At 67.8% G+C, this 26,899-nt stretch carries 30 protein-coding genes and 3 pseudogenes; 16 read left to right on the forward strand and 17 right to left on the reverse strand.

Features of this window, described 5'->3' with window-relative positions; all coding sequences use genetic code 11:
• Positions 1–26: 26 nt before the first annotated feature.
• Complete coding sequence (locus AC1VNH_RS05650) at positions 27–662, reverse strand: GNAT family N-acetyltransferase (RefSeq protein WP_483110270.1); 636 nt, start codon at positions 660–662, stop codon at positions 27–29.
• Between the two features lie 16 nt (positions 663–678).
• Positions 679–1,563, reverse strand: a complete 885-nt coding sequence (gene galU, locus AC1VNH_RS05655; RefSeq protein ID WP_483110271.1) for a UTP--glucose-1-phosphate uridylyltransferase GalU — start codon at positions 1,561–1,563, stop codon at positions 679–681.
• A 53-nt stretch (positions 1,564–1,616) separates the two neighbouring features.
• On the opposite strand from galU, the gene AC1VNH_RS05660 reads away from it, so the two are divergent.
• The 3 genes from AC1VNH_RS05660 to mscL are packed head-to-tail and all read left to right on the forward strand — an operon-like array spanning position 1,617 to position 2,982.
• Positions 1,617–2,222 (forward strand): 5-formyltetrahydrofolate cyclo-ligase, encoded by a 606-nt coding sequence (locus AC1VNH_RS05660; RefSeq protein WP_483110272.1) that lies wholly within the window; start codon positions 1,617–1,619, stop codon positions 2,220–2,222.
• Positions 2,223–2,243: 21 nt separating this feature from the next.
• Positions 2,244–2,528 (forward strand): FmdB family zinc ribbon protein, encoded by a 285-nt coding sequence (locus AC1VNH_RS05665; RefSeq protein ID WP_483110273.1) that lies wholly within the window; start codon positions 2,244–2,246, stop codon positions 2,526–2,528.
• A gap of 34 nt (positions 2,529–2,562) precedes the next feature.
• Positions 2,563–2,982, forward strand: a complete 420-nt coding sequence (gene mscL / locus AC1VNH_RS05670; protein ID WP_483110274.1) for a large conductance mechanosensitive channel protein MscL — start codon at positions 2,563–2,565, stop codon at positions 2,980–2,982.
• Positions 2,983–2,986: 4 nt separating this feature from the next.
• On the opposite strand, the gene AC1VNH_RS05675 is transcribed toward mscL, so the two are convergent.
• Positions 2,987–3,169, reverse strand: coding sequence for a hypothetical protein (locus AC1VNH_RS05675; protein ID WP_483110275.1), 183 nt, complete (start codon positions 3,167–3,169; stop codon positions 2,987–2,989).
• Positions 3,156–6,850 (reverse strand): annotated as a pseudogene (locus tag AC1VNH_RS05680) (AAA family ATPase). Before AC1VNH_RS05680 ends, AC1VNH_RS05675 begins: the two are co-directional and overlap by 14 nt.
• Before the next feature lie 198 nt (positions 6,851–7,048).
• On the opposite strand from AC1VNH_RS05680, the gene AC1VNH_RS05685 reads away from it, so the two are divergent.
• Complete coding sequence (locus AC1VNH_RS05685) at positions 7,049–7,567, forward strand: methylated-DNA--[protein]-cysteine S-methyltransferase (RefSeq protein ID WP_483110276.1); 519 nt, start codon at positions 7,049–7,051, stop codon at positions 7,565–7,567.
• Positions 7,568–7,588: 21 nt separating this feature from the next.
• Here AC1VNH_RS05685 and AC1VNH_RS05690 read toward each other — a convergent pair whose 3' ends face one another.
• Positions 7,589–9,205 (reverse strand): solute symporter family protein, encoded by a 1,617-nt coding sequence (locus AC1VNH_RS05690; protein ID WP_307323913.1) that lies wholly within the window; start codon positions 9,203–9,205, stop codon positions 7,589–7,591.
• On the reverse strand, positions 9,202–9,555 hold the full coding sequence (locus tag AC1VNH_RS05695) for a DUF485 domain-containing protein (RefSeq protein WP_234074925.1): 354 nt from the start codon (positions 9,553–9,555) through the stop codon (positions 9,202–9,204). Before AC1VNH_RS05695 ends, AC1VNH_RS05690 begins: the two co-directional genes overlap by 4 nt.
• Before the next feature lie 131 nt (positions 9,556–9,686).
• On the opposite strand from AC1VNH_RS05695, the gene AC1VNH_RS05700 reads away from it, so the two are divergent.
• Together AC1VNH_RS05700 and AC1VNH_RS05705 are read left to right on the forward strand one after the other, a co-directional pair.
• Positions 9,687–10,535 (forward strand): LuxR C-terminal-related transcriptional regulator, encoded by an 849-nt coding sequence (locus tag AC1VNH_RS05700; protein ID WP_483110277.1) that lies wholly within the window; start codon positions 9,687–9,689, stop codon positions 10,533–10,535.
• Positions 10,536–10,562: 27 nt separating this feature from the next.
• A complete protein-coding gene (locus AC1VNH_RS05705; protein WP_483110278.1) occupies positions 10,563–10,910 on the forward strand; it encodes a histone-like nucleoid-structuring protein Lsr2 in 348 nt (115 codons plus the stop codon).
• A 6-nt stretch (positions 10,911–10,916) separates the two neighbouring features.
• Here the strand turns inward: AC1VNH_RS05705 and AC1VNH_RS05710 are convergent, their stop codons facing one another.
• Positions 10,917–11,306 (reverse strand): ester cyclase, encoded by a 390-nt coding sequence (locus AC1VNH_RS05710; protein WP_483110279.1) that lies wholly within the window; start codon positions 11,304–11,306, stop codon positions 10,917–10,919.
• Positions 11,307–11,392: 86 nt separating this feature from the next.
• Between AC1VNH_RS05710 and AC1VNH_RS05715 the strand changes: the two genes are divergently transcribed.
• Genes AC1VNH_RS05715 through AC1VNH_RS05725 form a run of 3 tightly spaced genes read left to right on the forward strand, consistent with a single transcriptional unit; the run spans position 11,393 to position 13,559 of the window.
• Positions 11,393–12,349, forward strand: a complete 957-nt coding sequence (locus AC1VNH_RS05715) for an epimerase (protein ID WP_483110280.1) — start codon at positions 11,393–11,395, stop codon at positions 12,347–12,349.
• A 45-nt stretch (positions 12,350–12,394) separates the two neighbouring features.
• On the forward strand, positions 12,395–12,841 hold the full coding sequence (locus AC1VNH_RS05720) for an SRPBCC family protein (RefSeq protein WP_483110281.1): 447 nt from the start codon (positions 12,395–12,397) through the stop codon (positions 12,839–12,841).
• A gap of 37 nt (positions 12,842–12,878) precedes the next feature.
• Positions 12,879–13,559, forward strand: a complete 681-nt coding sequence (locus AC1VNH_RS05725; protein ID WP_483110282.1) for a helix-turn-helix domain-containing protein — start codon at positions 12,879–12,881, stop codon at positions 13,557–13,559.
• Here the strand turns inward: AC1VNH_RS05725 and AC1VNH_RS05730 are convergent.
• Positions 13,535–13,933: a VOC family protein gene (locus AC1VNH_RS05730; protein WP_483110283.1), complete on the reverse strand. Its 399-nt coding sequence runs from the start codon at positions 13,931–13,933 to the stop codon at positions 13,535–13,537. The two genes, AC1VNH_RS05725 and AC1VNH_RS05730, sit on opposite strands and share 25 nt — an antisense overlap.
• 82 nt (positions 13,934–14,015) lie before the next feature.
• On the opposite strand from AC1VNH_RS05730, the gene AC1VNH_RS05735 reads away from it, so the two are divergent.
• The 3 genes from AC1VNH_RS05735 to AC1VNH_RS05745 are packed head-to-tail and all read left to right on the forward strand — an operon-like array spanning position 14,016 to position 15,537.
• Entirely contained in the window at positions 14,016–14,822 is an 807-nt protein-coding gene (locus AC1VNH_RS05735; RefSeq protein ID WP_483110284.1) for an alpha/beta fold hydrolase, read from the forward strand.
• A 38-nt stretch (positions 14,823–14,860) separates the two neighbouring features.
• On the forward strand, positions 14,861–15,190 hold the full coding sequence (locus AC1VNH_RS05740; protein WP_483110285.1) for a hypothetical protein: 330 nt from the start codon (positions 14,861–14,863) through the stop codon (positions 15,188–15,190).
• Positions 15,163–15,537 (forward strand): hypothetical protein, encoded by a 375-nt coding sequence (locus AC1VNH_RS05745; protein WP_483110286.1) that lies wholly within the window; start codon positions 15,163–15,165, stop codon positions 15,535–15,537. The genes AC1VNH_RS05740 and AC1VNH_RS05745 overlap by 28 nt, the downstream gene beginning before the upstream one ends.
• A gap of 15 nt (positions 15,538–15,552) precedes the next feature.
• On the opposite strand, the gene arr is transcribed toward AC1VNH_RS05745, so the two are convergent.
• From arr to AC1VNH_RS05765, 4 genes are all read right to left on the reverse strand, one after another.
• On the reverse strand, positions 15,553–15,969 hold the full coding sequence (arr, locus tag AC1VNH_RS05750; RefSeq protein ID WP_483110287.1) for an NAD(+)--rifampin ADP-ribosyltransferase: 417 nt from the start codon (positions 15,967–15,969) through the stop codon (positions 15,553–15,555).
• 36 nt (positions 15,970–16,005) lie between these two features.
• Complete coding sequence (locus tag AC1VNH_RS05755; protein ID WP_483110288.1) at positions 16,006–16,380, reverse strand: hypothetical protein; 375 nt, start codon at positions 16,378–16,380, stop codon at positions 16,006–16,008.
• Positions 16,381–16,403: 23 nt separating this feature from the next.
• Complete coding sequence (locus AC1VNH_RS05760) at positions 16,404–17,111, reverse strand: alpha/beta fold hydrolase (RefSeq protein ID WP_483110289.1); 708 nt, start codon at positions 17,109–17,111, stop codon at positions 16,404–16,406.
• Positions 17,112–17,414: 303 nt separating this feature from the next.
• Positions 17,415–17,861, reverse strand: a complete 447-nt coding sequence (locus AC1VNH_RS05765) for a GNAT family N-acetyltransferase (RefSeq protein WP_483110290.1) — start codon at positions 17,859–17,861, stop codon at positions 17,415–17,417.
• Positions 17,862–18,240: 379 nt separating this feature from the next.
• On the opposite strand from AC1VNH_RS05765, the gene AC1VNH_RS05770 reads away from it, so the two are divergent.
• Positions 18,241–18,615: a hypothetical protein gene (locus tag AC1VNH_RS05770; RefSeq protein ID WP_483110291.1), complete on the forward strand. Its 375-nt coding sequence runs from the start codon at positions 18,241–18,243 to the stop codon at positions 18,613–18,615.
• Between the two features lie 267 nt (positions 18,616–18,882).
• On the opposite strand, the gene AC1VNH_RS05775 is transcribed toward AC1VNH_RS05770, so the two are convergent.
• Together AC1VNH_RS05775 and AC1VNH_RS05780 are read right to left on the reverse strand one after the other, a co-directional pair.
• Positions 18,883–19,695 (reverse strand): DUF2690 domain-containing protein, encoded by an 813-nt coding sequence (locus AC1VNH_RS05775; RefSeq protein ID WP_483110292.1) that lies wholly within the window; start codon positions 19,693–19,695, stop codon positions 18,883–18,885.
• 379 nt (positions 19,696–20,074) lie between these two features.
• Complete coding sequence (locus AC1VNH_RS05780) at positions 20,075–20,338, reverse strand: PASTA domain-containing protein (RefSeq protein WP_483110293.1); 264 nt, start codon at positions 20,336–20,338, stop codon at positions 20,075–20,077.
• A gap of 284 nt (positions 20,339–20,622) precedes the next feature.
• Here AC1VNH_RS05780 and AC1VNH_RS05785 point away from each other — a divergent pair, with 284 nt between their 5' ends.
• Together AC1VNH_RS05785 and AC1VNH_RS05790 are read left to right on the forward strand one after the other, a co-directional pair.
• Positions 20,623–20,901, forward strand: coding sequence for a helix-turn-helix domain-containing protein (locus tag AC1VNH_RS05785; RefSeq protein WP_483110294.1), 279 nt, complete (start codon positions 20,623–20,625; stop codon positions 20,899–20,901).
• A 167-nt stretch (positions 20,902–21,068) separates the two neighbouring features.
• Positions 21,069–21,863 (forward strand): annotated as a pseudogene (locus AC1VNH_RS05790) (SDR family NAD(P)-dependent oxidoreductase).
• A gap of 834 nt (positions 21,864–22,697) precedes the next feature.
• On the opposite strand, the gene AC1VNH_RS05795 reads toward AC1VNH_RS05790, so the two are convergent.
• The 3 genes and pseudogenes from AC1VNH_RS05795 to AC1VNH_RS05805 all read right to left on the reverse strand — a co-directional run bounded on the left by AC1VNH_RS05795 (position 22,698) and on the right by AC1VNH_RS05805 (position 26,703).
• Complete coding sequence (locus AC1VNH_RS05795) at positions 22,698–23,126, reverse strand: hypothetical protein (RefSeq protein ID WP_483110295.1); 429 nt, start codon at positions 23,124–23,126, stop codon at positions 22,698–22,700.
• Positions 23,127–23,298: 172 nt separating this feature from the next.
• A pseudogene (locus AC1VNH_RS05800) lies at positions 23,299–25,814 on the reverse strand (bifunctional lysylphosphatidylglycerol flippase/synthetase MprF).
• A gap of 82 nt (positions 25,815–25,896) precedes the next feature.
• Entirely contained in the window at positions 25,897–26,703 is an 807-nt protein-coding gene (locus AC1VNH_RS05805; protein WP_483110296.1) for a hypothetical protein, read from the reverse strand.
• On the opposite strand from AC1VNH_RS05805, the gene AC1VNH_RS05810 reads away from it, so the two are divergent.
• Positions 26,702–26,884 carry a hypothetical protein gene (locus AC1VNH_RS05810; RefSeq protein WP_483110297.1) on the forward strand — a complete coding sequence of 61 codons (183 nt, stop codon included), beginning with the start codon at positions 26,702–26,704 and terminating at the stop codon, positions 26,882–26,884. The genes AC1VNH_RS05805 and AC1VNH_RS05810 overlap by 2 nt on opposite strands.
• The last annotated feature ends 15 nt before the right edge of the window (positions 26,885–26,899 follow it).

The raw sequence follows: 26,899 nt of genomic DNA on the forward strand, positions 1-26,899 counted from the left end.
ACACGGCAAGCGTCGGCGTGTCGGCGTCAGTCGGAGGGGGCGATGCGGTCGCGCTCGGGCACGTGCGCGGCATCAGTCGGCGCACGCCCGGCCACCCATCGAGCCAGCACACCTTCGGGGACCTCTTCGCGTGTGAGCGCGAAGGCATAGTGGTCGCGCCAGTCGCCGTCGATATGGATGTAGCGACGGCGCAGACCCTCGTAGCGGAACCCGAGCTTCTGCACCACCCGCAGACTCGCATCGTTCTCCGGTCGGATGCAGATCTCCATCCGGTGCAGCCGCAGCTCCGTGAAGCAGAGATCGGTCGCGAGAGCCACCGACGTCGGCGTGATGTCGCGGCCGGCGAACTCGCGGGCCACCCAGTAGCCGATCGTCGCCGACGCGAGCGATCCCCGCGCGATCCCCCACACGTTCAATTGGCCGGCGACCCGGCCGTCGTACTCCATGACCAGCGGAACGCCCGCACCGTCGCGGTATTGCTGGAGAAGCCGGCGGATGCCGATCTTCATGTCGAGCAGAACGGCGCCGTCGGGGCTCGTCGCCTCCCACGGACGCAGCCAGGTGCGGTTCGACATCAGATGATCCTGCAGCACGCGCGCATCGCGCGCACGGATCAGACGGATGCCGACCCGCCCGTGCTCGCGCGGTGCCGAAAGGTCCACCTCGAGCCTCCCCGGTTCAGAGTCCGGCGACGAAGTCCTTCAGCCACGGCCGCAGGTCCGGACCGAGATCGTCGCGATCACTGGCGAGCTGGACGATCGCCTTGATGTAGTCGAGTTTGTCACCCGTGTCGTAACGCCGGCCGCGGAAGACCACGCCGTAGACGCCGCGCTCCGGATCCATGGCCAGCTCCTCCAGCGCGTCGGTGAGCTGGATCTCGCCACCCTTACCCGGTTCGGTGTGCTCGAGTACCTCGAACACCTCGGGACCGAGCACGTAGCGGCCGATGATGGCGAGGTTGGAGGGCGCATCCTCCTTCTTGGGCTTCTCGACCAGGCCCGTCACCTTCACGACGCCGTCCTCGTCGGTCTCCTCGACCGCCGCCACACCGTAGAGGTGGATGTTCTCCGGGTCGACCTCCATGAGGGCGATCACCGCGGCACCGCGCTTGTCGTACTCGGAGAGCATCTTCGACAGCAGCGGGTCGCGCTCGTCGATCAGGTCGTCTCCCAGCAGCACGGCGAACGGGTGATCTCCGACGTGGGCCTGCGCACGCAGCACCGCGTGCCCGAGCCCCTTCGGCTCCCCCTGACGCACCATGTGCACGTCGGCGAGGTCGGAGGAGTGCTCCACCTTCGCGAGCTTTCCGGTGTCGCCCTTCTCCCGCAGCTTCTGCTCGAGCTCGGGCATCGCGTCGAAGTGATTCGCGATGTTGTTCTTGTTGCGACCGATGATGATCAGCACGTCCTGGATGCCCGCTTCGACCGCCTCTTCGACCACGTACTGAATGGCGGGCTTGTCGACGACGGGCAACATCTCCTTCGGCATCGCCTTCGTGGCGGGCAGGAATCGTGTTCCCAGACCCGCAGCGGGAATGACGGCCTTGAAGGGCTTGTGACTCATGCCGCGATCCTATCGGCACGCCCGAGCCGGTTGCGGTCCTTAGAATCATCTGCATGTCAGACGGTGACGATCGCAATGCAGTGGACGACGTCAAGCGCGCACTCCGCGCCGACCTGCGGGAGCGGCGGCAGACGCTGTCGGCCGCCGCTCGGGAGAGCGCGGGTGCGGGCGTCCACCAGCAGCTCGACGCCCTCACCACGGCGCACCAGGTGAGATCGCTCTCCTGCTTCCTGTCGACCAACGCCGAGCCTGACACGCGGGAGTTCGTGCGCGAGGCCGTGCGGCGCGGCATCCGCGTGCTCCTTCCCGTCACGCGGGTGGACGGCCTGCTCGACTGGGCCGTCGCCACGGAGGACGGCGAGATCGCGGAGGGCCTGTTCGGTCTCCCCGAGCCGGTAGGTGAGCTGCTGGGCCCGATCGCCGTCAACGACGTCGACCTGATGATCGTGCCCGCCGCCGCCGTCGACCGTCGAGGGATGCGGCTGGGATGGGGGCGCGGCTACTTCGACAAGACCATCGGATCGATGCAGAAGTGCCCGCCGGTGTACGCGGTCGTCTACGACTCCGAGATCCTCGACGACGTCCCCACCGATGTGCACGACCAACCCGTCGACGGCGTCGTCACCCCCACCCGCACCCTGACGCTGCGCGCTCGCTGAGCGCCTGACCCCGGAGGCACCATGCCCACCTACGCCTATGCCTGCAAGTCCTGCGGGCACCGCTTCGACACCGTCCAGTCCTTTTCCGACCCCGCGCTGACCGAGTGCCCGGCCTGCGGCGGCGAACTGCGCAAGGAGTACGGCTCGATCGGCGTCACGTTCAACGGCTCCGGCTTCTACCGCACCGACTCGCGCGCCGGCACGTCAGGCTCGAGCGCCACCGGCACGTCGGGTGGAGACTCCGGCTCGTCCGGGGCATCATCGAGCACGGGAGCCGCCGCTCCCGCCGCCCCCGCGGCATCCTGACCGGCCGGACGCCGACAACATGAGGAGAGAATCGATGATCAAAGGTTTCAAGGAGTTCATCCTCCGCGGCAACGTGATCGACCTCGCGGTCGCGGTCGTCATCGGCGCCGCGTTCACCGCCGTGGTCAACGCGATCGTCGCGTCGATCATCACGCCGCTCATCGAGATCTTCTGGAAGGCGGATGAGAACGGGGTTCCCGGCATCCCCGTGCCCGACATCTACGGCGGCACGGTCACGTTCCCCATCGGTGGGCTCATCACCGCTGTGGTGAGCTTCCTCGCCGTCGCGGTCGTCGTCTACTTCGCGTTCGTCATGCCGATGAACCTGTGGAAGGCGCGCCAGGCCGCGCGCGCCGGGGTTCGCGAGCCCGAAGCTGCTCCGGCTCCCACCGAGCAGGAGCTGCTGGTGCAGATCCGCGACCTGCTCGAGCAGCAGAACAAGACTCAGCCCTGACGCGTCAGTAGTGCGGCGGGACCTCGCGCCGCATCCGTTCATCGTTCGGGCCCGTCTCGGATGCGGCGGATGCGGCGTCGTCGTCTGCGCCCTCGGGTGCCTCGACGGCACCGGGAGCAGGTGTCAGCCGCGCGCGCCGTGCTCCCTGCACGCGGACGACGTGCTGGCGGTCGTCACTCGGTGACATCGATCGGCTGCGTGCTCGCCTGCAGCGACGCACCCGCCTCGACACCGAGCAGCGTCGCCACGCGCGCCGCGACCGCCGCGGGGTCGCTGTAGAGGTCGAAGGCGTGCACCCGCAGGTAGTGCCACCCCAGGCGTCGAAGGATCTGCGGCCGCAGACGCAGCGACTCGCGCAGGGACTCGGGACGCGTCTCCGGGTCGCTCTCGACGACGACGGCCTTGCCGTCATGGCCCGCGACGAGCGGCAGCAACCCGCGGTAGTCGAGATCGACCTTGATGCCCTTCGCGCGCAGTTCACGCGCGAGCGCTCGGGTGAGCGGATCGGCCAGGTCTTCGAGACGCGTCTCGCGCGCTCTCGCCGCCACTCCGCCGAGGATGCTCATGAGCGTCGCCGCACCGTGTTCGAGCCGGCCGTCCTCGAAGGCGCTGGGGCGGATGGAAGAGACGATCACCATGGAACGACGAGCACGAGTCATCCCCACCGTGAGCAGTCGCTCGCCGTCCGCCGTGGACAGGTCACCGAAGTCGCTGAGGACGCGGCCGTGCTTGGTCAGCCCGAATCCGAGCGAGAAGATGACACGGTCGCGACTCTCTGCGACCGACTCCTCGAGCGTCAGCACGGCGAACGGCTCGGCCGTCTCGCGCGACACGAAGTCGGCCACGTCGGCGCGGCCCGCGAAGGCGACGTCCACGGCCGCACGGATGCGCTCCGCGTGCCGCCTGCTGGCCGTGACGACCATGAGGCTCTCACCGGAGCGGTTGACCGCGTGCTCGGTCACGAGGGTCACGACGCGCGCGACCTCGGCATCGGGGCTCTCGACGGCGCCCGAGATCGGATCCGGGGTTCCCGTTCCCCCTCGACGTAGTCGACGCTGAGGCTCCCCCGGCCGAGGTAGGCACCGGCCCAGGGCAGCGAGACCAACTCACCGCCGTAGAACGCGTCGTTCACGAGCTGTGCCAGATCCTCGCCGCCCGCGCGGTAGCTGCGCGTCAATGTGGCGACGTCGAGTAGCTCCGCCATCCGCTCGAACACCGAGACCTCATCGAACGGCTCGTCGAACTCATCAGCCACCGCGCGCTCGCCCGCGCCGACGGCGAAGGGGGTCGGCTTCTGGGTGACGGGATCGCCGAAGAGCACCACCTGCCGCGCGCGGCGCAGCGCGGGCGCCGCCTCCGCGAGGCAGAGCGCTGCCGCATCCGCGATGATCACGACGTCGAACGGCGGGTGATCGGGGATCTCGGGCACCTCGTAGGGCGAGGCGAGCCACACGGGCGCGAGAGTGCGCATGAGCGTGGGCGCCGCTCGCACGAGCTGCTCGGGAGCCGAGACACCACCCTTGAGCGCCTGCTTGAGGGCGGCGGCCTCGTCGGCGTGATCGACCAAGCCGATCTTCCACTGCGTCGCGAGCTGCGCCGCGAGGACGGGTCCGGATGCGGCGGCGTGCGCCTCGTCCACCAGCCGGAAATCGCGTTCGAGGCGGTCCAGGACCGCGGTGTTCGCGCCGAGGAGTGCACGGTCGGTGCGCAGCAGATGCTCGAGGGCGGACTGCCACCACGCGAACTCGAGTTCGGCCCCGACCTGGTCCTCGGGAGCGTGACGCACCGACAGCTCGGTGAGCAGGGGGGCGAGACCCATACGGTCGAGTTCTGTGCGCAGGGTGGCACGCTCGACGAGGTTCTCGAAGTACGCCGACTCGGCGGCGAGACCGGCCAGCACGCGCATCAGCTGCGCCACCGGCAGCGAGGCCAGTCGGTTCGACTCGCGACGGCGCAGGATCTGGTCGAGTTCGCCGAGCTGCGCGTGCACCCGCTGCCAGGCGACGTGCACGTCGGCGAGACCGACCGGCACCTCGGGCACGACGCCTGCGTCGACCAGGCGCTGCCAGTCGGCGCGCTGCTGCTGGATGCGCACGAGCGACTCGTACATGTCGCCGACGTGTACCCCGGGACGCACGTACTCTCGCGACAGGCGCTTGAGGCGGCGTCGGTTCGCGCTGGACATGTCGGCGGAGTCTCGTTTGGGCGCGTGCGCCTGGATGAGCTCGACGAGCGGACGCTCGAAGACGCTCGGGCTGAACTTGTCGAGGGTCTCGCGGATGCCCTGCAGCAGGCGCAGATAGTCGCCGAGCTCATCGATCGTGCGGAAGGGACGCATCCGCGTCTGCGCGATCATCTCGTAGCCGCGCTCGAGCAGACTCGGGACCTCGCGGCCGCTGAGCTTGCCGGCGAGCGCATGTGCGGCGCGCGCGGACTCGGTGGTGTCGAAGCTCACCCCGTACCAGGGCGAGTCGTCGGGACCGAAGCGGAACTCCCCCAGCTTCGCCGCGGCCACGAGCTTCGCAGCCGCCTCCGGCCGCGCGTCGCGCAGGGCCTCGAGCGTGGCGATGTCGAAACGGGCGGTGGTGGACGGCGCCGGCGACAACGCGCTCAGCTCGGTCAACCGGCGCACGACCTGCAGGGCCGAGGTTCCGAGGCTGGGATGAGAGGCGGTCAACGCGCCCCGATAGTCGCGCAGGACGGTACGCAGTCGCAGCAGCGCGTCGTCGATCTCGGCGACCTTCGGCGGCTGGGCCTTCTCGTTGCGTCCGATGGCGCGGATGAGATCCCGGTGCAGGTGTCGCGGCGTGACGGCGAGCGCGTCCAGACCGATGCCGGCGAGACGATGGCGGACGCCGTCGAGGGTCGAGCGGCGAGCGCTCACGACGAGCACACGACGGCCGCTCTGAACGAGGGCACCGATCGCGTTGATGACCGTCTGCGTGCCTCCGGTGCCGGGCAGGGTGTGCACCGCGAGCGAGTGACCGGCGGCGATGCGCGCGAGCACCGCCTCCTGCTCCTCATCCGCATCCAGCAGAAGCGTGTCCGCCGCGGGTGTGCGCTCATCGGGACTCGTGACGCGGGGAAGCGCGGGACGCACAGCGAGGCGCGCGCGCTCGTCGGGATGCCCCGCGAGCGCGTTGAGCACCGGGTGGTCGAGGTCGGCCGTGTCGCGAGCCATGCCCGATCCGACGTCGACGAAGTTGGAGACGACCAGGCGTGGGACGACCGTGAAGGTCGGGATGTGGGTCGTCAGCGCCCGCAGGTGGTCGATCACCGGCTGCGGGCGGAACACGGCGCCGTCGTGAGCGAGGCCTGCGAGGGCTGCCGAGTCCAGATGGATGCCGAAGTGGGTCCCCAGCGCGCGCACGAGCTCCGGGTTCACGATGAAGGAGCCGTGGAGCTTGAGCTCGAAATCGGTGTGGTGGCGGCGGATCGCGAGAGGTCGCAGCAGCACCGGGGCCGTGCACATGATCCCGCCGATGCGCCAGGATGCCATGCCCACGGCGAGCGACACCGTCTCAAGGCCCCGTGCGGTGCGTAGTTCCACGTTCTTGGCGGTGATCCGCTCGGCCGCCATCCGTGCGGTGCGCAGAGCCACCTCGTCGCGGTAGAGGTTCGACAGCAGCGTCGACCGGCCCGTCAGGAACTGCGGCAGGCTCCCCGGATGGGCCTTGTTGATGTCGACACCGCGCTCGGGCGAGTCCTCATAGAAGAGGAGCGTCGAGCGTCCGCCGAGCAGAGCAGCCTGCGCGCGAAGCCGGGCACGCTCCGGGTCGGCCACGTGCGCGACGACGACACCCGGCTCTGCGACGCCGAGATCACTCGGGCGCACCGGATTCGTCGCCTCGTCTGCACCAGAGATCATGGTGCCTTCTCCACGCCACACACGTGTCACCATAGGCGTGAGATGGGCGAGCGGGCCTCAACCACGGCCGAGTTTCGCCGGATTCGCGACACGCCGGACGGACCGGCCGTTCCTCCCCACGATCACCCGCCCCGCGCGTTGTGCGCCGGTCGGACGCTTTCACCGGGGACGGACTGCGCGCACGAGAAGGATGAACTCATGACTCCGACCGGCTTCCGCATCCATCCCACGCCCCTCGGCGACGCGCTCGTTCTCACGAGCGACGCCGGCCTCATCGGCTTCGAGTTCCTCTCCGTCCCGCTCGGCTCCGCCCTCGCAGCGTGGACCGAGCGTCTGGGTCGGGAGCCGGTGCCGATCGACGACGACGCGGACGCTCTGCTGGCGCAGGTGGACGAGTACTTCGAGGGATCGCGCACCGCGTTCGACATCGACCTGGATCTGAGTCTCGTGGGCGGCTTCGCCCGCGACGCGTTGGAGGCGATCTCCCGCATCCCGTACGGCGAGACCGTGAGCTACGGCGAGATCGCGGCGGAGGCCGGCTCGCCGCGGGCGCATCGCGCCGTCGGCTCGGCCTGCGCTCACACGCCGATCTCGCTCGTGATCCCCGCGCATCGCGTGATCCGCTCCGACGGTTCGATCGGCGAGTACGGGGGGCGCCCCGAGCACAAGCGCTACCTGCTCGATCTCGAGGCCGCGCATCGTCCGGCGGGCGTGTAGGCCGCCCGCCGGACGATGTCGCTAGTGGTCGACGGCCTTCTCGGCGCCGAACCCGGTGAGTGAGCGCACCTCCATCTCCGCGGCCTTCTTCCGATCCTCAGCGCGGCGCGAGGTCACCGACCCCAGCCACCCGAGGAAGAAGCCCAACGGGATCGAGATGATGCCCGGGTTGTTGAGCGGCCAGATCGCGACACCCACGTCCTTGAACACGCTTGTGGGCGTACCCCAGAACACGGGCGACAGCACGATCAGCACGATCGCCGCCCCGAGCCCGCCGTACATGCTCCACACCGCCCCGCGCGTCGTGAACTTGCGCCAGAACAGCGAGAACAGGATGGTGGGCAGGTTCGCCGAGGCCGCGACGGCGAACGCCAGAGCGACCAGGAACGCCACGTTCTGACCCTGAACGCCGATGCCGCCGAGGATGGCCAACACGCCGATGACGATCACCGTGCGCCGCGCGACCTTCACCTCACCGTCCGGCGGAACGTTGCCCTTCTTCACGACGCTGGCGTAGATGTCGTGCGCGAACGAGGCCGCCGCCGTGATCGTGAGGCCCGCGACGACCGCGAGGATCGTCGCGAACGCCACCGCGGAGATGAAGCCGAGAAGGACCGGGCCACCCAGGTAGAGGGCGAGAAGCGGGGCCGCGGAGTTGACGCCGCCCGGCGCCGCCGCGATCGTCTCGGGCCCGACCAGTGCTCCCGCGCCGTAGCCGAGCACGAGCGTGAGCAGATAGAAGAGGCCGATCAACCAGATCGCCCACACCACCGAACGACGTGCCTCCTTCGCGGTGGGCACCGTATAGAAGCGCATCAGCACGTGCGGCAGGCCCGCCGTACCGAGCACGAGCGCGAGAGCGAGCGAGATGAAGTCCCACGGGTTCTTGCCGTACTGCAGACCCGGACCCAGCACCGCTTCACCCTTGGGCGAGGCGGCGACCGCGCTCTCGAGCAGCGTGTTCAGGTTGAATCCGTTGATCGCGAGCACCCAGACGGTCATCACGAGCGCGCCGCCGATGAGCAGGAAGGCCTTCACGATCTGCACCCAGGTCGTGCCCTTCATCCCGCCGATGAGCACGTAGACGATCATCAGCACACCGACCACCGCGACGACGATCGACTGCCCGATCTGGTCGCCGATGCCCAGCAGCAGCGAGACCAGACCGCCGGCGCCCGCCATCTGCGCGAGCAGATAGAAGAAGCACACCGCGAGGGTGGTGATCGCCGCCGCCATCCGCACCGGTCGTTCCTTCAGGCGGAACGACAGCACGTCGGCCATCGTGAAGCGTCCGGTGTTGCGCATGAGCTCTGCGACGAGCAGCAGCGCGACCAGCCACGCCACCAGGAACCCGATCGAATAGAGGAACCCGTCGTAGCCGTTGATCGCGATGGCACCGCAGATTCCGAGGAAGGATGCGGCCGACAGATAGTCGCCGGCGATCGCGAAGCCGTTCTGAGGCCCGGTGAACGAGCGACCGGCCGCGTAGTAGTCGGCGGCGGTCTTGTTGTTGCGCGACGCGCGGATGACGATGAAGAGCGTCACCGCGACGAACGCCGCGAAGATGGAGATGTTCAGGACAGGATCGTTCTCGACCGTCTGAACGGCTGCGTGGATGGCTCCGAAGACCTCGTTCATCGCGCACCCGCCTCTCGCCGCTCCAGGTCCTCACGGATCGCTCGCGACTGCGGGTCGAGGCGCCGGTTGGCGTAGGCGACGTAAGCCATCGTGATGACGAACGTCGAGACGAACTGACCGAGCCCGAGCAGCAGCCCCACGGTGATGTCGCCCGAGACGCGCGTGGCCATGAAGTCCGCCGCGAACGAAGAGAGCAGCACGTAGGCGAAATACCAGAGCAGGAACGCGATCGCGAGGGGGAAGACGAACGCGCGCTGCGCTCGTTTCAGGCGTTGGAACGGGGGTGATTCCTCCACCTCGATGTAGTCGATTCCCGCGCCGTCGGCGGCGCGGTCGTGCGATTCAGTCATGTGGCCTCCTTGCCTCATGCCGCCGATGCGGGGTGTCCATCCGAGCCGTCGTCGCCTCTTCGCGGCGATGGTAGGGTCGACGCTACGAAAATCGGCAACGAGGCCGACACCCCCGGAAGTAGGTAGCACCTATGTCCCCCGGAACCACCAGCGATCTGCAACTGATGACGCGCGCCGTCCACGATCTGGTCGCCCGCACGCGCTTTCCCGTCGCCTTCGGCGGGCTCGTCCGCGAGCACTCCGTGCACGTGAGTTGCATCGTCGGCGCGCGCGGGAGGACGATCGAGGGCCTCATCGTCCGTGAGCAACGCGGGCTCGGCGGACGGGCGCTCACCGAGAAGCGGCCGCGCCTCGCGTTGGACTACCGCAGCGCGCGCGGGATCACCCACGACTACGACGGTCCGATCCTCGGCGAAGGCATCGCGACGCTCTTCGCGGTCCCCGTCATCGCGGCCGGCCGCACCCGCGGAGTGCTGTACTGCGGGTCCTGGGGCCAGACGGCCGTCGATGATGTGACGGCGGCGCCGGCGTTGAAGATCGCAGACGCCCTCGCCTCGGAGCTCCGCATCCGCGACGAGGTCGCGCGCCGTGTCGAGCGTGCAGAGGATGCGGCCCCGGAGAGCGCATGGGATGCGGCGGCGCGCGAGCAGGTGCGGGAGAGTTTCGCCCAGCTACGGGCGATCTCCGCCACGGTCAGCGACGCCGCCCTGCGCGAGCGTCTCGCCGCCGTGGAACGCCGCCTCGCCGAGGTGGTGGCGGGCGATCGTCCCGCGTCGTCGACAGCGGTGCAGCTCTCCCCACGCGAGTTGGACGTTCTCGCGTGCGCCGCTCTCGGGTCGACCAACGCACAGATCGCTCAGGAGCTCGCGTTGAAGGAGACGACCGTCAAGTCGTATCTGGCTGCGGCGATGTCGAAGCTGGAGGCCACGACGCGGCACGCCGCGGTGGCGAAGGCGCGCCGGGCGCGGCTGCTGCCCTGATCAGCCGCGGATCTGTATGGTGACGTCATGGCGCGCAGAATCGTCCACCAGCTCGTAGACGACCTCGACGACTCCGTTCTGGAGGTGGGCGAGGGTGAGACCGTGCTCTTCTCCCTCGACGGCATCGCCTACGAGATCGACCTCTCGGATGCGAACGCCGCCGCCCTGCGCGACGCGATGGCGCCCTACGTGTCGGCGGCCCGTCGCATCTCGTCCGCTCGGTCAGCAGCGCCCGCCAGGTCACGCGCGCGATCGACGTCCTCCTCGCGCGACCTCACCGCGATCCGTGAGTGGGCGAAGGCCAACGGTCACCAGGTGTCGGAGCGCGGACGCGTCGCCGCATCCGTCATCGACGCATACGACGCCGCGCACTGACACGAGTCATACGCCGAGCTGTCGGAGCAGTTCCGCGTCGCCGGTTCCCGTGAACTCCGCGATGCTTCCACCGGACACCCGGTATATCGCGAACTCCGCGACGTTCACGTGGCGACGTGTGGCCGAGATGCCGCGGTAGACGCCGGCGTGAGTTCCGCTGCCGCGCAGGTGCGCCGCGATCCGGTCGTCCTCGATCACGAGCTGGATGCGGCGCCACTGCCAGTCGGGGAACGCGTGGAACAGATCCGCGAGATCGGCGATCCACGCATCCCGTCCGCCCGGCAGGTGCGCGCGACGCACCTCCGGATCGACGAGGCCGCGCACCGCATCGAGGTCGTGACGGTTGCAGGCGTCGAGGTACTCGGCATGCCACTCGCGCAGTTCCCACGGCTCCATCGGCTCCATTATCGCGGGCTCCGTGGGGCCGAGCCGCGAGACGACGGTACGGTCGAGGCACGGGCGGACGACAGAGGGTGGAGTAGATGGCGGACACGCGGGCGGCGGTCGTCGCGGGAGCGAGCGGGTTCGTGGGGCGCGAGATCGTCGAGGCGCTGCGAGCCGACGGATACCAAATACGACGCATCGGTCGCACGGAGCACGTGAACTGGGACGGCCCGGCCGCCCTGGCGGCTGCCGTCGACGGCGCGGAGCTCCTCATCAACCTCGCCGGCAAGTCCGTGGACTGCCGGTACACCGACGTCAACCGGAACGAGATCCTGCGCTCCCGCGTCGACACCACTCGTGCCCTCCGCCACGCCGTGGCAGCCGCCGAGAACCCGCCGTCGCTGTGGGTGAACGCGTCCACGGCGACCATCTATCGGCACGAGGAGCAGCGTCCCAACGACGAGGCGTCCGGCGTCGTCGGAGAGGGATTCTCCGTGGATGTCGCGCGGGAGTGGGAACGGGAGTTCTTCGCGGGCGAGCTGCCCGGTACTCGGCGCGTGGCGCTGCGGATGGCGATCGTGCTCGGCGACGGCCCAGCGCCCGACATGCTGCGCAGGCTCGCCCGTTGGGGACTGGGCGGGCCGCAGATCGACTCGCCCTGGTTCCCCCACCGCCGCTACCGAGGTATCGGAGCGCACCCGACCGGCCGCACGCGCTCAAGCTGGCATCGCACGCGGGGACGTCAGAAGTTCAGCTGGATCCACATCGACGACGTGATCGGCGCCGTCCGGTTCCTGGGCGCGCACGAGGAGATCGAAGGCGCCGTCAACCTCGCGAGCCCCGAGCCGACCGACAACCGCACGCTCATGCGCGCGCTGCGCCGGAAGACGGGCATGCCGATCGGCCTGCCCGCCTGGCGATGGATGCTGGAGCCCGCGATGTGGGTGCTGCGTACCGAACCGGAGCTCGTCCTCAAGAGCCGTTGGGTCGTCCCGGGCGTGCTCGGCTCGGCCGGCTACGTCTTCCGACGGCCGCATCTCGAGGATGCGATCTGACGCGAGGTCGCAGCCCGGACCACATCGGATAGGAGGAGTCACTGCATGGTCTCGAGTTTCACCGTCATCACCCGCGCTCCGGTGCCCGTCGAGCGACTGTTCGATCAGTCGCTGAGCATCGACGCGCACGTCCAGTCGATGGCACGTTCCGGTGAACGCGCCGTCGCCGGAGTCACGAGCGGCCTCATCGGTCTGGGCGAGACCGTCACCTGGAGCGCGCGGCACTTCGGTTGGCGCTTTCGGATGACGTCCGAGATCACCGCGCTCGATCGTCCGCGCCGCTTCGTCGACGAGCAGGTGCGCGGCCCGTTTCGCGTCTTCCGTCATGAGCATCGATTCGAGACGCACGATGGGCAGACGGTCATGACCGATGTGCTCACGATCGCGTCTCCCGTGTTCGGTCGACTGGCCGAACGACTCGTTCTGGTCCCGTATCTGCGGCGGCTCATCCGGCAACGCAACGACGTTCTGGTGCGGGCGGCGGGAATCTGACCGCACGCCTGTTGCGGCCCGCAGGCACAATGGCAACGTGTACACCGAGCTCGCACTGCCCGATGGATCGGCGCTCTGGCGCTCGAACGGCGGCGCGGGCGGCGCCGTACCCGCCGACGGATGCGTCGATCTCATCCTGCTGGACGACGACGTCTATGTCGCCGGCCCGTCGACGCGGTGGATCGCCGCCGTCGCCGACCCGGCGAACGGCTCGTTCGGGCTGCGTCTGTCGCCGGGCCGCGCGCACGGACTCCTCGCCGCGGCTCTCCCCCAACTCGCGGATCGGCTCGTTCCCCTCGCCGACACCGTGACCGCCGATGCGGCGCGTCGCCTGCGCGAGCGGATGGTCCGCTTCGGCGACGGGCCGCATCCCACCGCCGCGCTCGTCGAGATCGCCGGCCGCGCCGCCGCGGACAATCCGTGGTCGCGCGCCGTCCAGACGCGCGCGGAGCGCGGGATTCCCGCCGCCCACGTCGCTGCCGAGATGAACGAGACCGAGCGCACCTTCCGCCGTCGGATGCGTGAGCGCTTCGGGTACGGGTACGCCACCCTGGTGCGTATCGAGCGGGCGCGGCGCGCACGGGAACTCCTGCGGACGGGCCTCCCCCTCGCGGACGTCGCCGCGGCCGCGGGCTTTGCCGACCAGCCGCATTTCACACGAGAGTTCCGACGACTGGCGGGCGCGAGCCCCGCTCAGTTCGCGTCGAGCGCCGCGTAGAGATCGATCGAGTTGCCGTCGGGGTCGAGGAGGGTCGCGTATCGCTGACCCCACGGCGCATCCCACGGTGCGACGTGACCCGCGTAGCCTGCATCCACAAGCCCGGCGAACACCGCATCCACCCGATCCGGCGTCCCCTGATCGAACGCGAGTGCGATCCGATGACCTCCGGATGCGGGCTCGTACGCCGGGTCGAAGCTGCGGATCGTGTCGACCGTGTCCCAGGCGAGGGCGACCCCGTCATCCAGCCGCGCATCGACATGCGGGGCGTCGTCCTGCCCGGGGGGAATGTCGACTCCCAGCGAGCGGTAGAACGCGAGCGAGGCGGCCATGTCCTGCGTGACGATGCCGATGAATCCGAGTCTCAGTGCCATGGACACCACGGTAGGTGCGCGCCGCTTCCCGCGTCTTGAACCGAACGGCCACGATGTCGCAGGCGCGACATACTCTCGAGGAGTGATCGCACGCACCTCCGGATCCGGCCACCCGATCGTCATCATCCACGGCTTCGGCGTCGATCACCGCATCATGCTTCCCCTGGAGGAAGCGATCGGCGACCTGCCCTGGCGACGCATCTACCTCGATCTGCCATGGGCGGAGGGCTCACCGCCGTCTGATGTTGCGAGCGCTCTCGACGTCGCCTCATCGGTCATCGACGATGTACGCTCGGCGCTCGGCAAGGTGCCGTTCGCGATCATCGGCAACTCTTTCGGCGCGATGATCGCCCGCTACGTCGCGCACGAGATGCGCGAACAGCTGCTGGGGCTGGCCACGCTCGCCGGTGTCTTCGAGCCCCGCCATGATGCGCGCATCGTGCCGCCGCGGCAGGTGCTCCGTGTCGACGCGGCCGCACTCGACGCTGCGGGTGATGCTCGCGGCGACTTCGCGGAGGCGAGCGTCGTGCAGGATGCGGCGGCGTTCGCCGCGTTCACCGAGTACGTCCTTCCCGGCCTGCGCGGCTCCGACCCGGCCGTCATCGACCGCATCGCGGCCGACTACACGCTGCCCGCGGTTCCCGAACTGGCGCACCCCGAGCCGTTCACCCTGCCGGCGCTGCACCTTTTCGGGCGGCAGGACGATGTGGTGGGTTACGAGGACGGATGGCGTTTTCGCGACCACTATCCGCGCGGCACGTACGCGGTCCTGGACCTCGCGGGGCACAACGTGCACCTGGAGCAGCCGCAGATCACGACCGCGCTGATCCGCGACTGGCTGCGGCGCATGGACACGCACGTCGCATCCACGCATTCTCCCGGCGCCTGACGTTCCAAGGTCGTGTCGGGCGGGATACGGTCAGCGGTATGACCGACTGGCAGGCGCGATTGCGCCAGCTGCCCGTCGAGGAGTGGGCGACGCTGCTCGACGCGAACTCCGGGCTGCCCGGCCCCCGAGCGAACACCGCGTTGGCCACGGCATTCGCCGTCGTCGCCGACGAGTCCGCTCTCCTCGCGCTCCGCTCCCGCGACGACGAGTTCACCGCCATGTGCGTCGCGACGGCCTACGGGGCTCGCGCCGATGAGTCGGAGTACGCCGCCGCCGCGTGGCGCGCCGCATCCGATGGGCGATGGCGCGTACGCGAAGGCGTGGCCATGGGACTGCAGCCTTGGGCGATCGCAACTTCGCACGGCTGACGGAGATCGTGACCGCGTGGGCCGAGTCGGATGACCCGCTCGTGCAGCGCGCCGCGGTGGCGGCGATCTGCGAGCCGCGTCTGCTGCGCTCCCCCGCATCCGCCGCCGTCGCCGTCGAGGTCTGTCGCCGCGCGACCGAACTGTTGGCTGGGCGACCCGCCGTCGCGCGTCGAGACGCGGATGTCCGGACGTTGCGACAAGCCCTCGGCTACGGCTGGAGCGTGGCGGTCGCCGCCGATCCGCCTGCCGCGTTGCCCACCTTCCTGAGGCTCGATACGTCGGATGCCGATGTCGCGTGGATCGTGGCGGAGAACCGCAAGAAGAAGCGCCTCTCGGTGCTGCTGTGACCGACGCCGCCCCGGTCAGTTGATGATCTGCGCCTCAGGGTTGCTGTTGAGAGCGTCGATGCGATCCCGCCACGACTGCAACGCTTCGGGCGTCAGGCGAGTCCAATCGGTCATCTCCCGAACGATCCGCAGCGGCGCCGCGCTGCGGTAGGAGCGCGTGGGATTGCCGGGGAACTTCTTGTCCGTCACATTCGGATCGTTGTCGAACGGTCCGGTCGGCTCCACCTCGTAGACGTGCGGGGTCTCATCGTCACCTCGCGCCGCGATCTCTGCCGCAAGCCCCGCACCGTCGACCAGTGCCGTGAAGTAGATGTGGTTCATCACGACCTCGGGACGGTAGTTCGAGCGGTGTCCCGCGACCAGCAGGTCTCCCGGCGACAGGTGCGCCCTGGTGCCGTGGAAGAAGGGTCCGTTGTCTAGTGCATCGCTCACCCGGCACACGTTAGTCGCACGAGCGCGTGCTCGCCGTCACAGGTTGCGATCCGCCTTGCACTGGTTGCGGATCGTCTCGAACGCGTCGGATGCGGTCTTGAACGCCGCCTTGCCCTCGGGATTCGAGGGCGCGGCGGTGACGGCGTCGAGAGCCTTCTCCGCGTCCTTCATCTTGGCCAGCATCCATTCCGGCGCGCCGGTCGAGGCGCGACTCACCGCATCCCGCACCGCGGCCCGTCCCCCGGCGACCGCACCGTCGGCGCGTCCAGGGGTCTCGGCGAAGTTCGCGTACTCCTGCCACGAGTTCATGACGTTGAGGCAGGCCTCCGCACTGGTGCGCGCGGAGGCGGAGGCGCATCCGGCCAGCGCCAGCACGGCGAGCAGGGGTAGGACGGCGAGTCGGCGGTACACGCCGCTCAGGTTAGGAGGCGAACTTAGGCGCTGGTTGACAATGCCGCCTCGCGCGCCGCAGTCGCAATGACCTCCGCGACTGCTTCGGCCTGCGTGAAGTACAGCGCGTGGCTCGCCGCCACGTTCGTGATGGCGGCACCGGCACGTGTCGCCATGTGCTGGAGCATCGCCTGATCGAAGGCGCGATCGTCGGTGGCGATTACTGCCCAGGTGGGCTTGTCGCGCCAGGCCGCCTGGGTGACCGCTGCTGCGAAGACCGCCATGTTGACGGGCACCTGCGCGTCGCGGAGGAAGGCCGCATCCGCGTCGCTCGCATCCGCGGCGAAGCCGGGCTTGAAGGCCTCGGGGTCGAGGAAGCCGAAACCGTCGTCGCCGACGTCGATGACGAACTCGGGAGTGGGCGCGAAGCCCTCGTACTGCTCGCCGCTGGTCTGCCCTGCATCCGGAATGAGCGCGGAGACGTAGACGAGTCCAGCGACCTTCTCGTGGACGCCGGCCTCGGTGATGACCGTGCCGCCCCAGGAGTGTCCGACGAGGATCGTCGGCCCGTCCTGTCGGTCGAGCACGCGTCGGGTGGCAGCGACGTCGTCGTCGAACGACGTCAATGGGATCTGTGCGATCGAGACCCGGTGGCCCGATGCCGTGAGCACGTCGTAGACGCCCCTCCATCCGGATCCGTCTGCGAACGCCCCGTGCACCAGTACGACATTGGTGATCCCCGCGTTGTCCATGAATACCGCCCCCCTTCGTCTGTGTCGCCGACGATCGTCGACTTTTGCAATATATTGCATACTGGCCCGATATGCCAGTGTCGGTTCTCGGGTACTCCGTGTCTCAGATGTGCACGCCCCAGCACCCCAGATCGTGCACACGTGAGACACGCACGATGCGGCCGGGGCTCCGTGTCTCACTGGTGCACGCCGGAGCGACCCCGAGCGTGAACCGTTGAGACACGCAGGTCTCGTGGGGCGGCGCGACAGATTCAGCCCGAGACGGTGCGGCGCGACGGATTCGGCCCGAGACGGTGCGGTGCGTCAGAGGTGCAGCAGGGTGCGGGACGACGTGAAGCCGACGCGTTCGTACAACGGAACGGCGAGGTCGCTGCTGTGAACGACCACTCGCTCTGCTCCGCGAGCGGTCGCCTCATCGACCACGTGCGTGATCAAACGCTGCCCGGTCCCCCGCTCTCGGTAATCCGGATCGACGTAGACACCCTGCAGGTCGGCCGTGACGCGCGTCAGAGCGCGGGGACTCGGCACCCGCTCGGTGAACACCACCCACGCCGCTCCCCGGATGTCGCCCTCAACCTCCGCGACGTAACACTCGTGTCGCGCGGCGCGCGCCCACTCGACGAACGCCGCGACGAAAGCATCACGTTCCGTCGCCGGCACGGCGTTCTTCTCATCGACGATCGATGACCACCGCAGCTCGGCGACCGGAGTGAGATCGACGTCGACGGCCCTCCGGATGCGCAGATCCATCCCCACACCGTAGACGGCCACGCGCCATCTCGCGAGGGAGCTGTGAGCGGTCCCGTGCTGCGCAGGCGCCCATTAGCCACCTCACGGCGTCCGGCGCAACGGGCCTGTGGCCTCGGAGGGCGCGCGAGAGAACGAAAACCCCGGATACGGGGCGCATCCCGTCATGTCTGTGAACTGCCGCAGAGTTGCCGCCCCTTGCCTTTATGTTCGTTGTGCACGAACGTGGCCGACGGTCGTAGCCGGCAAGACGAGGCGGGAGTGTGACATGAAGAGTCATCGGAAGCTGACCGCCGTCGGAGCCGCCTCCCTTGTGGCGATGCTGACGGCATGCGCGTCGCCCTCTCCGCCCCCCACACAGACCCCCGGGCCCACAGACTCAATGAGTTCCTCGGACGGGCTTTCGGATCAAGAACGGTTCGCCATGCAGGGAGACCTGGTCTTGGCCCAATACCGCAGCGCCGCCCCAGCGGGTGAGCTGTCAGGCAGCGCGGATGAGACCGTGACGCTGCCCGCCGCACAACTGGCCGCTCCGGTCGAAGTCGTCGTGCTCCTGACCTGCACCGGCTCGGATACCTACTCGGTGACTGTGGAGCAGGCCCACCCCAATACGGTGGGCGCCACCTGCGGCACAGCGGGCACCTCCATCGCGGCTGTGCCGCTGGATGACCCGTCGACCACAACGACCCTGCGGATCGATGTCCCGGACGCAAGCACGTACTGGCTGACGGCCTACTACACACGAAAGGAAGGGTGAGAAACGGACAAGACAGGTCAGCGATGGGCGAGGGTGAACGCGACGGCGGTCCTCGCGGTCGCGGTGACGGGCGCGGGGTCGGCGCGGCGAACGCCACTGGCGCCTAACCCAACTCCTGGTGACGCGGAGCGCTCTCGAGCTGCCCGCGAGACTGCATCCTCTCCACGAGATCACGGGCAAACCCCGTGATCTCGTGACGCAGATGCAGTCTCACGGGAGAAAGAGGGTCTCGCGGCGCAGGGGGATGGCCGGTGAACCTCGGCCGGTTCAGATGCACATGGGGGGACCGAGTTGGATGGGGTCCTGCCCGTCCTGAGTAACGGTGGCGATACCGCAGACGCGGGCGTTGACGTCGGGCTCGATCATGAGGGTGGTGTAGACCGACTGGACATCGAAGGCTGATCGCTCTTGATTCCGTGACGAGGACGGGTCGACGGCCGGATAGATCAGCATGGTGAGGGAGTTGCCCGCCGACTGGTTGTCGTAGCGGGTGACGCGCCCCCACACTGCCATGCACTTCTTGGAGTAGAGCATCTGCACCTGGAACTGCCCGTCTTGTCGCTGCTCGCTCGCCGCGATCACGGCATCCTCACGGCACAGGGTCTGCATGGGATCAACGCCATCCGCATACGCGAGATAACTATCCGTCGGAGAGGGCGTCGCGGCAGCTAACGCGGGCGGAAGGATCGCGGTCGACCAGATCACGCTCGTCACCACGGACGCGAGCGCCGCGGTGCTGAGGGCGATCAGGACGGTAGCCCACATCGGTATGGTGCGGCGCCGGGGTTGTTCGGCAGGCGCTGTGGGGGGCGCGACGTTGCGCGGCACAAGATTCCGACGGCGGGCCAACCAAGCGGCGCGGTCACCGCCCATTGCTTCGGCGAGGAGCGCGGTGGTGTTCTCCGTGGGGAGCTTGCGTCCAACGAACGCGTCGGAGATGACGCTCTTCGAGATGCCCGTCAGCGAAGCGAGTGTGGCCAGGGTGAGGTTTCCGTGTTCGATTCGGAGCGCTCGGAGGTCGGCGGCGAATTCGGAAACGGAGTCGGATGGCTCGTCGAGTTCAGTCGGGTCGTGGATCACGGGTGTCCTTCTTCGGGTGCGAGACGGAGATGAGCTCGCGGGCGACTCCGCGGGACTCGTGCGACGCATTCGTGATCATTGTGACGTTTCCGGTCGGGCCTGAATGTGTAAGAGGGATGCCGCAGCGCTCCGACTTCTCCGTTCCGGGCCCGGACGTAGATCCGGAAGCCCCCCTGCCAATGACTGCGAGCGGCTCCCCCGCCCGATAGGACGCAACGGTCGCGTCGTTGACGCCAGGGGTCACGGCATCGGGATCCTCGCGAAGGAGGAGAACGGTCTGCTGCTCCGACGGGCCCACGTTCTCGTTCGGGTGATCGAACATGAGCTCGCTCCGCTGACGTGCTGGACGGGCTTACCCTCGGTTCAACCCGTTCAGCGCCTAAGAGCCCGCCCGTACGGGCGCACCGCTCCTGGGTTGACCGTCCTCGACAAACTCGATCTGAACCTGCGTGCCACGTTCGATGGATGCCCCGGCAGCGGGGAGCTGGCCTGTCACCCAGAACAGACCCGGCCACGTCCGCGTTCCAAGTCCCGGACCATCAGGGTCCGCGCTTGCGAGGCTCAGCCCGGCTTTCGAGGCGATATCGCGAGCGATGTGGACCGGTTGACCCACGAAGTCGGGGACGATCACGAGCTCTGTCATGTTGGCGATTCTTGTCCGATCGGTGACCCACACCGCTGTAGGAGCCAGCAGCTTTCAACCGTGGCCGAACGACTCGAAGTACTCAGCGTGGATTCGACGAGCTCGGTCGGAGTCTTTCAAAGTAACGTGTGGTGCCTCTAACCGAGGTGCTTGCACTTAATTCACCCCCGGTGAGCGCCCTCCTTCGTGCGTGGCAGAGCGGCGAGGTTGCGAGGACGCTCACGCGGGCCGTTCGCCCAGAAACACGGGAACCGGGACGAGCTCGCCGTGCGACGGCGGATGAGGTGGCGCAGCTCGTGGCTGCATATCGAGCCGGGGCAACGGTCGAGCAAGTCGCCCAGCAGTTTGGTCTTCACGACACGACGGTTTCCGCTCGCCTTGCCGAGGTGGGTGTCGTGCTTCGCACTGAAGTGCTCTCGAGCGAGCGGGAGCAGATGCTGGAACTCTTCGGCGAAGGACTCTCGATGAACGAAGTGGGCCGGCGCGTGGGACGAGATCCGAAGACCGTGCGGGCCACACTCGTGGCTGCAGGGATCACTTCCCCACGTCGCAGTGGCAGCTGAACCGAGGAACGAAAAGAGCCCGCACCTTCAGCGGGCGAATGGCTCTTCGGCGTGAAGGCCGGGCTCTTTTCGCCGCTTGGTGCGGGCTACGCAGTTGTTGTTGACTCCAGTCTCCTCCATGCGGAGGAGATGGGGTCGGACGTTCCGAAGTCCGACTCTTGCTCCGCGTGGGCTGCGCAGTCGGGCGAGCGATCGCCATGCGCCTCATCGATGAAGGCTACGTGATCTTGGTCCACTACAACCGCGACGCGAACGGGGCGGCCCAACTGAGTACGCAGCTGAAGGCGAGTGGTGGGGTTCACCGCTCGATCCACGCCGACCTGAGCCAGCCAAGCGGATTGGCCTCATTGACAAAAGAGGTGCGTCGGTTCCTAGACCGCCACCCCGCATCCGCGCTCAAAGCCATTGTAAATAACGCAGGCGTAATGGTGGGTCCGAGCTGAGAATCAATCACAATCGAGGATTACGACCGTTTCCTGGCTGTGAACACGCGCGCGCCCTTCTTCCTCATTCGGGAGCTGGCGCAGTCGATGCCGCGCGGGGGAAGCATCGTCAACATCTCATCCGCGTCCACTCACATTTCGAGTCCCGCGAACATTACTTACGCCATGAGTAAGGCAGCCCTCGAATCGATGACGAAGAATTTCGCTGCAGCACTCGCCATTCACGGCATTCGCGTGAACGCAGTCGTTCCAGGCTATACAAACAACGGCCACGCGGCATTCAGCGATCCAAGTAGCCTGAAATACATGGCCTCCGCCGCCCCACTCGGTGACGTTGGTTCGCCGGCCGACGTCGCGCACGCTGTGAGCTTTCTCGTTTCGGACCTCGCTGCGCGCACCACGGGTAGCCTGCTCGATGTCAGCGACGGTACAACGCTCAGTCCCAGAACCTCGCAGATCGGAAGCCTGTCGGAATTGGCCCCAGGATCTAATGCGAGAGCAACCTCTCAGTCACCGTAGATCAGCAACAAGCTCCGGCGCGGGGAGCCGTTCGTTTTACTTGAAAGGAAGACTCCAGTGTCGGCAGCGGACGGCAGACGGTGTGGGTCCACCCAGGTGCTGATCTTGAGTTTGTTACATCGGTAGCCGACCGCCCTCCCTCAACCGCCTCTGGCTGGAAGCCCCGATTTCGGTGGCGAACTCAACGCGAGGTCTCTATCTGGTTCATGAGCCAGACCCAACCGCGCCCGCCTCATCCACAGAAATGATCGACGGCTGAGCCGGGATCACGCTCCACATTTGACGCTCGGCCCGCATCAGACCGTCGCGGCTCGACGCGGCCGCCTTGTGGCAGGCAACGACCCGGGGCACCTACTTTTTTGTCGGGCCCGTCACGAGATCGACTCGTTCACACTCGCTCTCCGTCCGACGCTTCCCCCACACCCTCCGGCGGCGGCGAGTGGATCAGCGCGAGAGTTGCGGGCTCGCCGCAGCCGACATCATCTACGACGCACGAGGCAACATTTCACGACTCGGGCCCGGATGCTCCGGGCTCGGGTCCCGTCTTCGGTCTTGCCGCCGTGGTCTCGTTGTTCTTGGTGTCCCCTGCAGTTCGGGTGGGAAGACCCGGTTTGGAGGGGCAGAGGTATTGGCGGAGGCTGTGGCGGATACTCCGCTACGACGACGGTCGTGAGTCTCGACCGTGAGAACGCCGCCGAGGGTTGTGGCACAGACCCAGCGGTGACTGGCCCGCAGGTTGGCGACTTTGCGGCAGGCTCGTTCGTGGTCGATGTCGCTTACGGTGCATAAGTGCCCGGGGGCGACGGAATGTTCGGTCACCCCCGGGGCGCGTTATCAGTGCGCGGTGATGGTGACGTCGAATGTGGTGCGCTGGCCGTCGACGCCGGCGATCCATCCCTTCGTTGCGCCGGCCTTCTGTGCGGAGAAACCGGCGTTGGAAGATGCGTCGTCATCTGTTGCACCAATGACGGCGGCTTCGAAGTGGAGGACGGTGTCGTCGTCGGATCCGCCCCCGCCGCTCCAGACACCGTCGTGGTCAGCATCCGGAACGATGATCAGGGCCTGTCCGACCTCGAGGCTGAGGGGTCCTCTCGCGAGCTCTGCCGGGGTGACGATGAGCGGGGTGGGGACGCCGTGGATGAAGGGGGCATCCTCGCCGCCGCTGGTGTCGCCGTGAGTGGCGGCGAGGGCTGCTGCGCCGCCCGTCAGCAGGCTGACGGTGAGGATCGAGGCGGTCACGGTGGCGAAGATTCGCTTGCGCATGGAATGCACCTTTCACGGTACCGCGCCCCGTTCCGTATGAACGAGTGAGCATCGCGGCGTACGTGTGGTTTATGACCGCGACCTCGAGTGATATTTCGTCAGGTCGACGACTCTTCCTCTCGATCTCCTGAGAGCGGCGGCACCCCCATCGGCCGCCGGGAACGGGCACGGGTCAGTCCTGCGACCTGCGGGCTCGCGCAGCGAGGCGCGCTGCCTGCGTCAGTCTGAGCCCCGGGACGTAACAGCGCAGGAGCGCCAGACCGATGCCCGGGAGGTAGACGGCATCGGGATAGACCATCCACAGCGGGGTGAAGTCCGGCTGAAACTTCTTCTTGAAGTTTGCGAGCGACCGGAACCCGTACGCGGGCTCGAGCAGTCCGCTGAGCATCTCCAGGAGGCGATCCAGGGCCGAGGGAGCTGCGGTCTGCTGATCGCGGTGTGGGGCCAGGGGGAGCCGGACAAGCTCAGGATCGTGTAGCCCTCTTCACGGGTGATGTCGACGGCGGCGCCGATGAGAAACTCCATCACACCGTTCATCGCGTCGTGCCGCCGTCTCATGACGTCGAGCGCATATCCGGATATCACCTCGGCGTCGAAGATGGGGATCCATGTGGTGACGGCGATGATGTGACCCGTCGCATCGCGCGCGACCATGAAGCGGGTCGCCGGGTCGGCAGCCTCATCGACGCTGCCGAGGGTGAACCCCATCTCCGGAATGGTCTTGTCGGCAACCCAAGCTTCGGAGATCTCGCGGATCTGCAGCCGGTCGACGAGGCTCAGCTCGTTCCACGTGATCCATTGCGCGTGCATGCCCTCTCGTTGGGCGCGGTTGGTCGCCGTTCGCACGTCCTGACGTTTCTTGCCCGCCGGAGTCCAGGTTTGGGGGTCTATGGTCGCCTCGTCGGCGACGCGAACGCGCTGCCATTGGAGCGGGGTGAGAGCTTCAGCGAAACTCTGGTCGACGCTGTAAAAGACGGGGGTCCATCCGTTCCGGCCGCAGAACTCGATGAAGGCGCGTCCGACGTCGGGACGGTTGCGGTCGGCTCCGAACGCCCCGCCGAGCGTCACGGCAACTCGCCCGTGTACCCGATACGCGATACCCGCGTCAGCGTCTGTGGCGAACCAGTAGAGGTTGCTTGGCCACGTTGCCATGAATCCCAGAGAGCTGCACCCTCGGCGCACCAACTCGTAGGCGCGGGCTCTGTCCTCGGCTCCGCGAACAGCATGAGGCGTCACTACCAACCGGAAAGCGGCCCACACGCATGCTGCCCAAAAGAGCAACGACGGGAGGTACCACAGGGCTCGCGCAGCTGCCGATGTGGGGACGTATGTGACTGCGCCGGCGGGTATCAGTGAGGGGGGAAGTAACCGCAGCGGAAGATCGGCAACGATCTGTCCGACGCTGGGTCGAGGCGTGAAGCCTCCCGAGAGCGCGAGGGTACCCGCGAGCGTGGCGAGAGAGGCCGCTGCGGCAGCCACGACCACCGTGCAGACGAAGACGAGTGCGGACTTGCGGGATGACGGCACCGTCACCGCGCGGCGACACGCGAAGAGGGTGAGTGCAACCCCGAGGGGAACCACGGCCCCCACCACGAGACCGATGAGCGTCTGCCAGACGAAAGCGGAGTCCATGCCTTGCGCCTGGGCCAAGAAGGCGAGCGTGTCGGGTTCTGAGGCGATGAAGACGTACGCCAGGCCGGCAGACATGAGGATGTTCATCCCGATGGCGATCCACAGGCCGCTTCGCCTTCCCTGCAGGATGCCCCAGGCGGCGACGAGCAGGACCGCGAGCGGAACGGCGGCAACCCACGCCGCGTTCGGTTGCAGCCCGTCATACGCGGCACCGTCCGGGCAGGGAACGGCGATCGAACCGGGGACGCACACCGTCCCGTCGGTGAGCACCAGCGGGTCATACGACAGCCATCCGTAGGCGGAGAGCAATCCGGCACCACTGCCCCAAACGGTGGCGATCACCGGTCCCACCGCGACCACTGTCGTGACAGCTGCAAGCAGGACTCGCGTCTCGTGGTGCGAGCTTCGCTGCACGCCCGATGTGCTCCTCGCTCCTCCGGTGAGCATGCCCACGGCGATACCCACGGGGAGGGCGACGAGTGCGTAGAGGTCGCCCGAGGAGGCCGAGTAGAGAAACAAGGTGACGGCGAGCAGAACCCCGAGCAGGCGGATCCGACGACGCCACAGCGGGCCTGTGAAGCAGCTGGCGGCCATGGCAACGACGAGCAGCGCCGCGATGGGGCTCGCCCCGCCGGTCGGTTCAAGGTTGAGCGGCAATGCAATGAGGAAGGTGTTCTCGAGCTCCGCGACCAGCAGACCGATGACCGAGGCGATCAGTCCGCCACCTACGAAGGCGAACAGCATCCGTACACTGCCCATCACCCTTTCGGCCCAGCCGCACACCAGCAGAGCGGCGATGATCACGACGGCTACCAGCGCCGGGTCGTCCACGCGGACCAGCGTCAACGCCAACGCGCGGAGGTCGTAGATCCCCTCACCTCGGAATTCATCGAGGTGCATCCCCACGATGCTCACGCCCAGGATGACGGCGGCAAGGATCATCGATGCCAACCGGACATACTGACCGCTGGTGACCCAGGCGGGAACGTGCATCGAAAGCACCCTTCTCTGAAACGGTGCTCGACCACCGGAATGTGCACTCTGCGGGGTGCACATTCGACGGGCTCAGGAGCAGGCTCGCCCCGTGTCCACCATGGCCGATGATCTCTGAAGCACAAGGCCCGGCCCGGAGACGGGGTTACCGTGTTGGCCGACCTCCCACGTGGAGGCCAGGGGGTCGGCATCCATCATGGTCGCCACTGACAGGAAGAACCCCGCACCCATCCCGCTGGAGGAGTCGGCCCAGTGCAGGACGAGTTCGTCGTCGAAAGCGGTGTGCATCGAGGGATCGCGGGAGAAGCTGCAGCGAGGACGTGAAGGTGCCTTGGAGAGGGTTTCGGGATCCGGCGGCCGCCAGCGCGGGCACGCACGTGCCATCGCTCAGCGCGACAGCCGATGTCGCATTGGCGATCGTGCCGTGCAACAGGTCACCGGTGGCTGCCGCATCCAGCGTCACGACCACCGGCAGGGAACCTGCGGTGTCGTAGACATCACCGCCCGCGTAAGGGGTGATCTCTCCCACGAGCACCGCTCCGCCGAGGACGCGTGTCAGAGCGACGCCGGAGGGTACGGTCAGAACCGGCGTCACCGACGTCACCGTGCCGTCCGAGACCTGCGCCTGGTAGATGCTGCTCGCGTAGGCGTTGCCCTCGAGCACGCGGTCGCGCACACTGTCGCTCATCTTGAGGCGGGCACCCGTGCTCGTCACGAACTCCTCGCCCCCGCGCGCGACGGCGCCGACCACCCCCGTCGCCGTCTCGGGAAGACGAACAGCTACCCCCGTGTCGTACGAGCGTTCGCACGTCGGCGGGCTCGTCGTGGTCGACACCGAGGCGCACGCGGTGGAAACATCGACAGGCGCGGCCGGTCCAGCGCACCCCGAGAGAAGGACGGTACTCAGCAGGGCGAACGCGGCGAACGCGGGCAGGGTGACGGGATTCTTCATGGATCACTTTCAGGAGAGACGGCGGCAGGTAGGTGCGCTGATCGGGCTGCTGAAGAGCGCGAGAGGACGCTATCGTGTCACCGGCATCCCCGACGGGCTGACGATGAACGTGGCGTGCGCTCGCGTCGTCGGCGCGATGGCGGATGTGACCGTCGCCCATCGGCGATACCGAGGCCGATGAGGGCACCGGCCACGA

The sequence above is a fragment of the Microbacterium sp. KU4F genome (assembly GCF_056868075.1).